This is a genomic window from Pseudovibrio sp. SCP20 (genome assembly GCF_057774105.1).
The window spans coordinates 399335-411745 of sequence record NZ_JBYMDH010000001.1; the positions used below are offsets into that span (position 1 = coordinate 399335).

General features: G+C 55.7%; 8 protein-coding genes. 6 read left to right on the top strand and 2 right to left on the bottom strand.

Going from position 1 to position 12411, the window contains the following annotated elements:
• Positions 1 to 183 precede the first annotated feature (183 nt).
• The 3 genes from AC3CB2_RS01840 to AC3CB2_RS01850 all read left to right on the top strand — a co-directional run bounded on the left by AC3CB2_RS01840 (position 184) and on the right by AC3CB2_RS01850 (position 6576).
• Positions 184 to 4707 carry a peptidoglycan-binding protein gene (locus AC3CB2_RS01840; RefSeq protein ID WP_352931254.1) on the top strand — a complete coding sequence of 1508 codons (4524 nt, stop codon included), beginning with the start codon at positions 184 to 186 and terminating at the stop codon, positions 4705 to 4707.
• A 157-nt stretch (positions 4708 to 4864) separates the two neighbouring features.
• A complete protein-coding gene (locus AC3CB2_RS01845) occupies positions 4865 to 5794 on the top strand; it encodes a sulfite exporter TauE/SafE family protein (protein ID WP_008549954.1) in 930 nt (309 codons plus the stop codon).
• Entirely contained in the window at positions 5791 to 6576 is a 786-nt protein-coding gene (locus AC3CB2_RS01850) for a TIGR02186 family protein (protein WP_352931252.1), read from the top strand. Before AC3CB2_RS01845 ends, AC3CB2_RS01850 begins: the two co-directional genes overlap by 4 nt.
• 118 nt (positions 6577 to 6694) lie before the next feature.
• Here the strand turns inward: AC3CB2_RS01850 and pdeM are convergent, their stop codons facing one another.
• Together pdeM and AC3CB2_RS01860 are read right to left on the bottom strand one after the other, a co-directional pair.
• Positions 6695 to 7366, bottom strand: coding sequence for a ligase-associated DNA damage response endonuclease PdeM (pdeM, locus tag AC3CB2_RS01855; protein ID WP_014284459.1), 672 nt, complete (start codon positions 7364 to 7366; stop codon positions 6695 to 6697).
• A 68-nt stretch (positions 7367 to 7434) separates the two neighbouring features.
• Positions 7435 to 9963, bottom strand: a complete 2529-nt coding sequence (locus tag AC3CB2_RS01860; RefSeq protein ID WP_352931250.1) for a ligase-associated DNA damage response DEXH box helicase — start codon at positions 9961 to 9963, stop codon at positions 7435 to 7437.
• Between the two features lie 446 nt (positions 9964 to 10409).
• Here AC3CB2_RS01860 and AC3CB2_RS01865 point away from each other — a divergent pair, with 446 nt between their 5' ends.
• From AC3CB2_RS01865 to AC3CB2_RS01875, 3 genes are all read left to right on the top strand, one after another.
• Positions 10410 to 10802: a DUF6841 family protein gene (locus AC3CB2_RS01865; RefSeq protein ID WP_008549914.1), complete on the top strand. Its 393-nt coding sequence runs from the start codon at positions 10410 to 10412 to the stop codon at positions 10800 to 10802.
• 259 nt (positions 10803 to 11061) lie between these two features.
• Positions 11062 to 11685: a 2-hydroxychromene-2-carboxylate isomerase gene (locus AC3CB2_RS01870; RefSeq protein WP_352931248.1), complete on the top strand. Its 624-nt coding sequence runs from the start codon at positions 11062 to 11064 to the stop codon at positions 11683 to 11685.
• A gap of 143 nt (positions 11686 to 11828) precedes the next feature.
• Positions 11829 to 12353, top strand: coding sequence for a hypothetical protein (locus AC3CB2_RS01875; RefSeq protein WP_352931246.1), 525 nt, complete (start codon positions 11829 to 11831; stop codon positions 12351 to 12353).
• The last annotated feature ends 58 nt before the right edge of the window (positions 12354 to 12411 follow it).

Genomic DNA, 12411 nt, shown 5'->3' on the forward strand with positions numbered 1-12411 from the left:
TTACCCTAACGAGTAAAAAAATAGTCCCACGAGTTTTGAGACCGGTGCAAAACCGCAAAGTGATTCGTTCCTTGACCTATTCATGCACTGCGTAAGGCAGTTGACGTTGATTGAAAAATTTGGATTAGGGCAAGTGAACAGGACACCGCGCGGGACCGGACAGTTTTATGGGGCCCTTCAGGCATGTCTTGGAATAAACCAGAATTTGGAAAATCCGCTTCAGACACGTCCTTTGGTGAAGGGCTGGATGCAGACCACATTAAGTGGTTGGAGGAAAGTGGAATGGCGCAACGAAATCCTGCAGCAGCAAGGCATGCGACCCACTCTCCATATGCTGACGAGTATGGTGGCGCGAGCCAGCAACCCTACGGGCAACCTCAGCCAACCTCTCAGGAAGAGGCGATGAATGAAGTGGCTCAGGCATTAAGCCGCCTGATGCATGCAGAACAAGGCCGTCCGTCCCGTGGCTATGGCGAACCACAGCCACAGCCACACGCACACAATCCGCGCCCGCGCGATCCGTGGCACCGCTCTGATCTGAGATCTGGACTGGACCAGTCCACCAGCCCGCATGCCTACAAAGACCAGTATGATCCGTCCGTGGATCAGCACCTGTATGCGCGCGCTGGTATCTCCCGTGATCCGCTGTCACATCCGCGCCCGCCAGTCATGCGCCGCAACGAGCAGCCTGCCATGCGCCCTGCGCCAGAGATGGGCGACGCTTATGCGCCGCGCCATCCTGCTGAGCCGTACGCCGAACCTGCTCCTATGCCAATGCGCTCTGAGCAGCCATCTGCCTACACACCATCTCCGTCTCCACAGGAGAAGATGGAATGGGCTGCCCCAACCGCAAAGCAGGAAGAGGCACCAACCGCAGAAAATTCCAAGGTCAAGCGCATCAGCTCTGTTCTGGATGCACTGAACGCTCTGGACGAGCGCCTCAACTCCCTTGCTCATAACGAGAATGAAAAAGGGAAGGGCATGCCGTCCAAGGCTGAAAGCAATGCATCTGTTCGCCAGCCTGAGCCAGCACCGCAAGAGCCGTCCTGGGCACCCGCTACGCAAGACTTTAGCCGCCCGCCTGTGACCCAGATGGAGCCGCGCTTCAACACCGCTGGGGCACCTCATGGTGTGCAGCCGCAGCACGCGCCGCAACCTGCCATGCAACAGCCGGAAAAATCTGCGGAGTATTCCGAGCTCAACACAATGATCGACGGCCACTTCAAGCATTTGGCCGAACAGCTCGACAACATGCGTGAGCCGGACGAAGCACGTTTTGAAATGCTTCATGACGGTATGCAAACCCAGCTCAACAGCCTGCGCGATGAGATGATGGATCGGACCTCCGACAATCGCGCACAGCTTTCAGAAATCATCGGCCGTCTGCGCGATGAGGAAGGCAATGGCCTGCTGCTTAAGGAACTGCGCCACGAGCTGGAGCAGATGAAGGCGTCTCTGTCTCGGTCTGACATCGAAGACAGCCTCAACGCTCTGGGCATGGCCCATGCCTCCATCCAGTCCCGCCTGCAGGAACTGGCAGAAAAGAACGTTGACCCGGCGATTTATGAAAGCCTGTCTCAGCGCATGGCAGAAGTGGAAACACAAATCCGCCAGCTCCCACGTGTGGACCAGCTCAACTCGCTTGAAAACCGTTTGTCCTCCATGGGCGATCGTCTGGAAGATGTTCTGCACCGCTCCGGTACTGCTGGCCTTGAAGTTGTGCGCGAAGAAGTAGCACAGCTCAGAAAAGTTATTGACCGCCTGGACTCCGGTCGCATGATCCATGATGTGGATCAACGCATCCGCTTCCTGACTGCACGCATGGATGAGCTGGACCATTTCTCCGCTATCCAGCGCGATATTCAGTCCCGCCTCAGCAGCGTTGAAACACGCATGCCGGATGGTGAAGTGATCGACCGCCTGCATGGCCGACTGGACTCCATCTCCAACATTCTGGCTGAAGGCCCGGAAAACGCTAGCAACAGTGATCAGCTGAACCGTCTGGAAGAGCGTCTGTCCAACATTGGTCAGCAGCTGGACCGCATGGAGCGCAGCCCGGAAACTTCAACCGGCTTTGATCAGGCGTTCACATCCATCGAAGGCCGTCTCGATCACCTTTGCAACAAGGTGGATGACATTGAGGTTCGCCTCGCTGACACCTCCTTCGAAGTTGCTTTGAACGAGAACGAAAGCGCAGCGCTCGCCCGTCTTGAACAGCGTGTGATGACGCTAACCCAAATGGTGGAAGACAGCGCCCATGGCGGGTCTTCTGACAAAGCTCTGTCCATGATCCGCGCCGAGATCGCAGAACTGCGCGGCCACATTGGCGCGCTGGCAACCAATGGCGATATCGAAGCTCAGCTGCAGGATCTGGCAGCAACCATCTCCAGCCCATCTGGCCTATCTTCTGACGTTGAAATTGACCGTCTGGAACAGCAGATCGCGGACTTGTCCCATAAACTGGATATGTCACAGAGCCAGTTCGGTTCCATCGGCAATATTGAACAGGAACTCAAAGGCCTGCACACCGACATGGTGGACAAGGCCCAGCAGATCGCTCAGGACGCTGTAAAAGCGGCCACTGACAATCTGGCACTTGGTAACGGCGAGCATCAGGGCGAAGCTGTTGAAGCAGCAATCTCCGCTCTTCGTCTTGACCTGCAATCCCTGCTGGAAGCTTCCGGCCAGAAGGGCGATGTAGACCAGCATGCGCTGCAAGACGTGCGCGATGTTCTGGGCACCATCTCCAACCGCCTGGAAAATTTGGAAAGCATCCGCGCCGCCATTGGCGACACTGAGATTTCCGAGGAACACCAGAAGCTGGTTGGCGACAAGCAGATCAGCAGCATTCTGGGCGCCTTCAACATGGGCCGCAAAGGCAATACGGCTGCACAGTCAGCTGTAGCCTCTGAGCCGGAAGAACCACGCAACCGCAAGGCAGACTTCATCGCCGCTGCACGCCGGGCCGCCAAAGCAGCTGCTAAGGAAGCAAAAGAAGCGAAGAAGGAAGACGCTAAGCCAGCATCCGGCAAGAGTAAAGCACCGGAGCGGGCACGTCGCCTGCGGGATTACATCAGCCCAAACCGCACCAAAAATGTTGAGGTGCCTGAAAGCCTGCGCGCCAAAAAGGCAGCCGCAACCGCTCAGGTTCTCAGCAAGCTTCAGGTCGCTGAAGAGCCGATCTCTCTAAGCGCAGAAGATATGGTTCCTGAGACAGAAACGGCTGTTAAAGAACCAATCAATCTGTCCGCAGAGCCAGTTGAGCTGGGCAAAGCTGAAAAGCCAGCCAAAGGCAAGAAGAAGGAAAGCAAATCCAGCCGCCGCCGCGCGATCATGCTGGCCGCTGCTGCAATTGTTCTGACCATCGGCGCTTTCCAGGTGTTCAAATCCGGCGTCTTCTCCAGCACTGATGGCGTGGACACTGCCGGTTCTGAAACACCGCCAAGCATCATGGCGCCAAACGCGGAAATGCCAGGCAAAGACAACACCTCTCTGCTGAGCGGTGGCGTTGATGCGGTGGCAGCACCTGACGTTCTGAGCAGCGCAACAGGTGTGCCATCAGAAACAGAGTTACCGTCACCTGTCAGCTCCACAAGCATCTGGCAGTCCGGCTCCGCCACAGCGCCGTCCGAACCAACCAAGGAACTGGTCTTCGGTCAGGCAACGGATATTGGCCCGGCAGCTGGAAACGCCCAGCCAACCCAAAAGGTTGCGCCGGAAGTTGCCGCTGACCCAATCACCACTGCGAGCGTTCCCACTTCTCCGCAAGCATCGGCGACGAGCTTTGGTGAGCACGTGACGCCAATCATCCCGCAGCCGCCAATCCAGCAGGTTGCGCCAAACCAGTCCGCCTACGATCTGCCATACGCCATCGGTCCGATGGACCTGCGTTCCGCAGCCGTCTCCGGTGATGCTGCCGCGCAGTTTGAAGTGGCGCGTCGCTACACCGAAGGCAATCTGGTTCCGGCAAACCTCGGTTCCGCCGCTGAATGGTACCGCAAGTCCGCCGCACAAGGTCTGGCCCCTGCGCAGTATCGTCTGGGCAGCTTCTACGAGAAGGGCCGCGGTGTTGTGAAAGATCTGGCTCAGGCTCGCGATTGGTACTCACTGGCCGCAGCTCAGGGCAACATCAAAGCCATGCACAATCTGGCCGTGCTCTTCGTGGAGGGCATTGATGGTGAGCCTGACTACACATCCGCCGTCAAATGGTTCCGCATCGCAGCGGACCATGGCGTAGCAGACAGCAAGTTCAACCTGGCAATCCTGGCAGCCCGTGGCCTCGGCATGGAGCAGGATCTGGTCGAAAGCTACAAGTGGTTCGCACTCGCTGCCCTGCAGGGAGACGAGGATGCAGCTGGCAAGCGTGATGAAGTTGCCGCCAACCTCACCAAGCGCCAGCATGCAGAAGCACTGGAAGCCGTCGCGACCTATCAGATGAAGCCGGTCGACCCTGCTGCGAACAAAGTTGTGATCCCGACCGAATGGTCCGGCAAGCCGAAAACCACCGTTTCACAGGCGGGTTCTCCCACTGTGAAGAAGATGCAGCAGGCGCTGCTGAACATGGGGTACGATCCAGGCAACCCGGATGGTGTAATGGGACCAAACACGCGCCGTGCAATCAAAAGCTTGCAGGCTCGTTTAGGAATGGAAGCAACGGGTGAACCGGACCAGCGCCTGATGACGGCACTGGCCTCTCAGACCATATAATTTAGCGTTACTAGGGGATTTCTGGTTAGATTTGCACTTGCTGCTCCGCGTAGATTGACAGAGCGTCTGGAATGGCGCTTAACACTCTACAATGTTGTTGGATAAATGGTGACTCGGGGCGCGCTGTCAGGTCACCTGTGTTACCCGCGGTGCCATTTTGCAGATCTATCTACCCATCGCAGAACTGCCGATTAATGTCTTCATGATTTTCGCCATGGGCGGAACCGTCGGGTTCCTCTCAGGGCTGTTTGGCATTGGGGGCGGCTTCCTCCTCACACCGCTGCTCATCTTCTCCGGAATTCCGCCAGCAGTCTCCGTTGCAACCGTCACCACACAGATCGTCGCCAGCTCTGCATCCGGCGTTCTGTCCTACTGGCGCAAAGCGGGCATCGACTTCAAACTGGCAGGTGTCCTCCTGTGTTCCGGTGTGATCGGCTCGGCCCTCGGTGTCTGGATCTTCGGCATCCTGCAAAGACTTGGGCAGCTGGATCTGGTGATTTCACTGGCCTACGTCACCTTCCTCGGCACCATCGGTGTGCTGATGCTGGGTGAATCCATGAAGGCCATCATGCGCCGCAAGAGCGGCAAGGAACCCGCCGGACGCAGACCGGGGCAACACAACTGGGTTCATGGCCTGCCATTCAAAGTCCGTTTCCGTCGTTCCAAACTCTATGTGAGCGTCATTCCGATCTTCGGCATCGGCAGCTCCATCGGGTTCCTCGGTTCCGTCCTCGGCATCGGCGGCGGCTTCATGATGGTGCCTGCGCTCATCTATCTGCTGCGCGTACCAGCGAACATCGTGATCGGCACGTCCCTGCTGCAGATCCTCGCCACCATGGCCGTGGCAACCTTCCTGCATGCCATCAACACCCAGTCCGTGGACATCGTGCTCGCACTAACGCTCATGATCGGTGGCGTCATCGGCGCCCAGTTCGGCGCTCAGGTGGGGCAGGGCATGCGCGGCGAACATCTGCGCCTTGGCCTCGGCCTGCTGGTGCTGCTTGTCGGCCTGCGCTTTGCGTTCAACCTTGTTGTGGAACCGGAAGACCTGTACTCCGTCAGCGTGATTGAGGAGCCAGTCAAATGAGGCTCGCACTCCAATCCCTGACCACACTGCTGACCGTCACGCTGATCGCATTCTCTGCTGCCGCGCCAGCCCTCGCTGAGAAGCTCGTCTCAGCCGTCTCCTCTTCCCGCGTGGCCATCACCTCCAACTTCACCGGAACGCAGATCCTCGTCTACGGAGAGATCGCCAGAGACGCAGAAACCGTCTCCAGAACCGGCAATCAGGATGTGGTGGTGGTCGTAGAAGGTCCGCTGGAGCGTGTCACCACCTGGCGCAAGGATCGTATCCTCGGCCTCTGGATCAATGCCACCTCGCAGACGTATATCGCCGTGCCTAGCTTCTACGCTGTTCACGCCACAGATGACCTGCGCAACATCGCCTCTGAAGACTGGCTCAAGCAATACCGCATCGGATTGGAAAACCTGCCGCTCGCAGCCCTGGGCACCCGTGCTCCGGCCACTGAGCGTAAGGCGTTTAAGGAAGCCTTCCTGCGCGACCGCGTGCAGCACGGCCTTTATTCGCAGATGTCCAAGTCCATCAACTTCCTGAGCCCGACGCTGTTCTCAACCACGGTTGACCTGCCAGCCACCATTCCGACAGGCGACTACAAGGTAACAACCTTCCTCTTCAGTGGGGGCGTGCTACTGGACAGTCAGGAGCAAGTGCTGACCGTGGCCAAGATCGGCTTTGAGCAGGTGACCTTCAACCTGTCTCGCCAATACCCAGCCGTCTACGGCGCGCTGGCCATCATTCTGGCCCTGTTCACCGGCTGGATCGCAGGCGTAATCTTCAAGAAAGACTAAGGCGTATCGCTGAAAAGTGGCCACCGGTTTTCAGATAAAGATACGCAAAAACAAAGGCTAGAGCGCTTAAGAAAAGCAGATAAAAGAAAAGGCCCTCAACTCAGAAGGGCCTTTTTTGTTAGTCGCTTAACAGCTTGGAAGCCGTGAACGGGAACAATCGCCCGTTGCCCAGCATGAACACCGAGAACCGCTTCTGCGCAAATACGTCAGTAAAGGCTGTGTCCATCACATTCAGGCCACCCGTCAGGGCACCAAAGGCTGGCAGCACAAGGCGGTTGCCATTGGTTGCAAAACAGGCTCTGCGAATGGTGCGACCCATGCGGCGCACTTTGGCTGCCGGATGCAGGTGTCCGCAAATCTCGCCACGCTCAGCGCCTTCCTTGGGCTCATGGCGGAAGCTGAGGGAACTGATGGACAGTTCCTCATAGCGCTCACCACAAATGTGGCTGGCAATCTCAGGGTCGTGGTTGCCGGTGATCCAGATCCACTCACGCCCCAGCTGCATGGTTGCCAGCATGGCAAGATAGGCCGCAGGCATGCGCTCGGAGCTTTCGCTGTCATGGAAGCTGTCACCCAGACAGATGACACGGCTAGGATTGAACAGATCGATCAGAGCTGCCAGCTTTTCCAGCGTGGCAGCCGTGTCATAAGGGGGCAACATAAGCCCCTTACTCTTGGCAATACTAGCTGCTTTTTCCAAGTGAAGATCCGAGACCACGAGGGTCCGTTCTTCTGGCCACCACAGGGCTCCACTGTCGTGAAGGCCAACAAGTTCTCTTGCGAGAGACAAGTCATGGCATACAGGAATAGGTTGACGATAACTCGGTTCTACTCGTGGCTGCAACTGACTGTTAAGTCTCACAATTGGGCCTCCAGTATCAAATCATCCGCTGCATCCGCCAGCAGCGCCTCAGTCGCACTTCCGAATATAGGCTCTTTACCAATCTCAAGAAGAACCGGAACAGCCAATGGGGAAACACGACCCAAAGCACTATGCGTGATTCTTTTGTCGATACGAGAAAGAAAGTGACCTAAACGAGAGATATCCAGAAGTCCTGTTGCTGCATCCGTCCATGTTGCTTGTAAAAGCAAATGATCGGGTTCGTGTTCGTGCAGTACGTTATAAATAAGATCCGTATTTATAGTTATCTGCCGCCCGGTTTTCTCTTTACCGGGGTGGCGTCTTTCCACAAGACCAGAGATCATGGCACAATTTCTAAAGGTACGTTTCATCAAACTACTTTCAGCAAGCCACGCTTCAAGGTCGTCTCCAAGCATATCTTCTTCAAACAGCTCATCCAGCCGCAGGCGCCCGCTCTTAATCGCCAGCCCCATATCTCGCAGACCCCAAAGGGCCAGAGAGTACTCCGTGGCCACAAACCCCAGCGGGTGCAGGCCAGCGCGCTCAAGGCGGCGTGTCAGCAGCATACCAAGCGTTTGGTGAGCCAATCTGCCTTCAAACGGATAGCACACCAGATAGTGTTTATCGTTCCGCGGAAAGGTCTCTACCAGTAGACGTTCATAATCTGGTAACTGTGATTTATCTTTTTGTAGCTCCAACCATTCGCGAACCTGACCGGGCAAAGATGACCAAGTGTTAGGATCAGAGGCAAAATGTCGAACGCCTTCAGCTAGATAAGTACTGAGAGGGAATTTGCCCCCTTGATAGCTGGGGATCTTCGGATCCTGTGAGGAACTGCGAGATACATAGGCCTCACTTTCCTTAAGGCCTTCAAACTTCAGCACTTGCCCGGCAAACACGAATGTATCACCCACCGCGAGCTGCTCAATGAACCACTCTTCAATCTCACCCAGCATCTTGCCGCCAAATCCCAAGGGGCGTTTGCTGTTGGGGCCACGTGGCTTCACCTGCCGCACTTTAAGCGTGGCCGCATCTAAAATGGTGCCGGAGTTGAGCCGGTACTGCTGGGCAAACTGAGGGTGAGAAACGCGAAACAGCCCCTCCTTGGTCGGGCGCAGCTTGGCATATCTGTCATAAGCCTTCAGCGCATAACCACCAGTGGCCACAAATTCCACGGCCTTCACAAAAAGATCATAGTCCAGATAGCGGTAGGACTGGCTGCTGATCACTTCCTCATAGAGCTTTTCAGGCTCAAAGGGAGCTGCACAGGCAACGCACATGATGTGCTGGGCCAGAACATCCAGCCCGCCCTGACGAAGGGGAGGGGTATCCTGCTCTCCAGCCTCTGAAGCTTCCAGCGCTGCTTGACACTCAAGCACCTCAAACCGGTTGGACGGCACGAGGATCGCCTTGGACGCCTCATTCATACGGTGATTGGCACGGCCAATGCGCTGTGCCAGACGGCTGGCACCCTTGGGTGCACCCACATTGATCACCAGATCGATGTCACCCCAGTCGATGCCCAGATCCAGCGAGGAGGTACAGACAACCGCCTTCAGCTGACCTGCCGCCATATGCGCTTCCACCTTGCGGCGTTGGCCCACATCCAGCGAGCCGTGGTGAAGAGCAATCGGCAGCGTCTCTTCATTGATGCGCCAAAGCTCCTGAAACAACCGCTCAGCCTGAGAGCGCGTGTTCACGAACACCAGTGTGGTGTTGTGGGCTTTGATCTCCTCATAAATCTCCGGCAGGGCGTAAATGCAGGAATGGCCGGACCACGGTAAACGCTCCTGCGTCTCCAAAATGCTGATATGCGGCTTGGCCCCACCCTTGGCCTGCACAATCTCCGCGTGGTGAACCTGTTGCGACAGCGGTTGCTCCACCAGATACGCCCGCAGATCATTCGGATGTGCAATGGTTGCGGAAAGGCCGATACAACGCAGGTTCGGCGCCAGCTTGCGCAAGCGGGTCAACGCCAATGCCAGCAGATCGCCGCGCTTGGACGTCACCAACTCATGCAGCTCATCCAGAATGACATACTGCAGATCAGCAAACAGCCGCTCTGCGTTCTTGTCAGACAGCAGAAGTGAGATCTGCTCCGGTGTGGTCAGCAAGATGTCCGGTGGAATACGCTTCTGCCGCTGCTTCTTATGGCTTGGCGTATCACCAGAGCGGGTCTCCAGCTTGATGGAAAGGCCCATCTCCTCAATCGGCACTTCAAGGTTCCGGTGAATGTCCGTCGCCAGAGCTTTGAGGGGAGACATATAAAGCGTGTGCAATCCGCCTGAGCCTGAGGACGCAGCTGCCCCCGGCTTTCGCTTCTCTGCCTTCGTGCGCTGGTGCAGATCCACCAGACTGGGCAGAAAGCCCGCAAGGGTCTTACCGCCACCAGTGGGCGCGATCAAAAGCGCGGAATTGCCAGAGGTCACCTTCTCAAACAATTCCAGCTGGTGTGCACGTGGTGCCCAGCCACGGCTGTCAAACCAGCTGGTAAAGACGGAAGGAAGGTGAGTGGTATCTGCCAACAACGAAATGTCCGATCCTGAAAACAGTTGAGCGCACTTTGCCACCAATGACCACATGTGCCAATCAGAAATGGGGCAAACCGAGAACATATTCAGTGTATCTCCGAAAAGTGGGCACCGGTTTTCGGATAAAGATACGCGTGAAACAACAGCTAAAGCAGCTCAAACGGTTAGGTTTTAAGGAGAGTTACTTTAGCGCAAGCCCGCGGGGAGGGGGATAAATCGATACTGCTCAACTCAGGACTGTCAAACCATGAGATTTATTCTGTGATGTGGTTGGGGAACGGGCATAAAAAGCGGAAAATACCCATGAATTTTGTTTCCTTCTGAAAAAAGGACTGGCAAACTAAGGCCTATCCACGGCATATAAGGGAAAACGGGCTTCAGAGCCCGACCTACGTGAAAAATGCTGGCACATCAATAAGCTGGGAAAAGGGGCAGTCACTATGAGTGTTCAGGACGAAACAGAACTAATGCTCTCCGAGTTGTTTGATAGCTATGCAGATGCCTATGAGGACTATGACGCCGGGCAGATCGCGGATTGCTTCGCGTTTCCATGCGTGATCTGGCAGCTGGAAGAAGGCCACGTCTTCAATGACAAAGCCGAACTCTGCGAGAACATCGAAGCGCTCCTCGAAGTGCACCGCGAGCATTATGTGACCTCTTCCATCTACGAAGTTGTCTCCTCCCATATTTCTGGCTCCACCGCGAGCGTCAGCCTCGACTGGCAGCAGGAAGATGACGAAGGCGAAACCATCTTCGATTTCACCTGCCACTACCTGCTCATCAACATCGAAGGCCAGTGGAAAATCGCAAGCATCGTGAACGAGCCTGCCTGATTGAATTCCTCTCAGGAATGAAGAATGAAGCTCCCATCCTTCAGGTTTGGGGGCTTTTTTGCATTTGAACGCACCAAAACCATAAAGAACGCAAACCAACGCACAAAAGAACGCAAACGGGATTTGGAGTGTGCAAACGGATATTTGCAGGCCTCATACGTAATGCGCGTTTTTGTGAACGCTTGTGCAGGGCTTACCCATTGAAATCCGGCTTTTTTTGCAACAGGATAAGCTCGACTGTATACAGTGGGGAACAATCATGACAGCACAGATCGATTACTTTTACACGCACCTGTCACCATGGGCATTTCTGGGCCATCAGGAGTTCCTGCGCATTGCGGAAAAGTATGATGTCACCGTGACCTTTCGCCCGGTCAACCTTGCTGTGTTGTTCCCGCTCACCGGTGGCCTGCCACTGGGTAAACGCCATCCGGCCCGCCAGAAATACCGCTTCATCGAGCTTCAGCGCTGGGCAGAAAAGCGTGGTGTGACAATGAATTACAAACCTGCCCATTTCCCAACGGACATCGCGCTGGCGGACTCCATCGCAATTCTGCTGCAGGAGCAAGGCGGCCCAGTTGGTGCTTATTCCCAGAAAGTGTTCGAAGCCGTCTGGCAAAAAGACCTTGATGCTGCCGGGGAGAACGTCCTCTCTGATATCCTCAAAGAGCTTGGCCTTGATGCGGATAACTTACTCGAAGCGGCAAAATCCGCCGATATGCTGGAAGCCTACACCGTCAACTCCCGCATGGCAGAAAAAGCAAATGCCGTCGGTTCTCCAACCTATCTGCTCAACTCCGAGCCATTCTGGGGACAGGATCGTCTCGAACTGCTGGAAGATGCGTTGAAAAGTGGACGCGGCCCTTACGAAAGCCTCGAGTAGTCCCCATTTCACTCCTATGTCTGATCGGATGGTCAAGGCGCTCTGATTGCTGCTAAACTGAAAGCCATACCTGCCAGCAGGTGTGGCACTGCAAGCATCTGACACCTTAACTCATTGATTTGAAACAGAGATGGGAAGAAGTCGTGAAACAGTCTTATCTGGCCAGTGGAATTCTCGCCCTCGCAATTGCGATGGGTGCACCAAGCGCATTTGCTGAAAGTGAGCCGGAAGTCCCCGTTCGCTTCGAAATGCAGGAGACGGATAACGGACTGCTGCGGCTCGACACCCGCACGGGGATAGTTTCCCTATGCTCCAACAAAGGCGACAAACTTGTCTGCCAGCCCTCCATCGACGGCATTAAAGTCTATGAGGACGAAATTACCCGTCTGGAAGCAGAAAACGATAAGATGCGTCAGGAACTTAGACGTATCTCCGAAGCACTTGCTATCTTGACCGAAGATGCCAGCATCGCCGCCATCAAACCCGAAACCGGCCTAGACCTCTCCCTCGCCAAACCCCAGGAAGAAGGCTGGTTCGGCAAAGAGGAAGAGCAAAAACTCAATGAGGCTCTGGAGTTTACCGAAAACGCAATGCGCCGTTTCTTCTCTGTCGTCGAAGAAATGAAGGACGACTTTCAGAAAGATGAGCAGTCCGGCTCTGCTAACTGAGCGGGCATAAAAAAACCGCCTTCACAGGAAGGCGGTTTCTAATTCCTTGATCACAAAG

Bases quoted from the DNA above. Each gene is read 5' to 3' on its own strand.
- AC3CB2_RS01870 (WP_352931248.1), top strand. From the start codon at position 11,062: ATGACAGCACAGATCGATTACTTTTACACGCACCTGTCACCATGGGCA.
- AC3CB2_RS01865 (WP_008549914.1), top strand. From the start codon at position 10,410: ATGAGTGTTCAGGACGAAACAGAACTAATGCTCTCCGAGTTGTTTGAT.
- AC3CB2_RS01850 (WP_352931252.1), top strand. From the start codon at position 5,791: ATGAGGCTCGCACTCCAATCCCTGACCACACTGCTGACCGTCACGCTG.
- AC3CB2_RS01840 (WP_352931254.1), top strand. From the start codon at position 184: ATGTCTTGGAATAAACCAGAATTTGGAAAATCCGCTTCAGACACGTCC.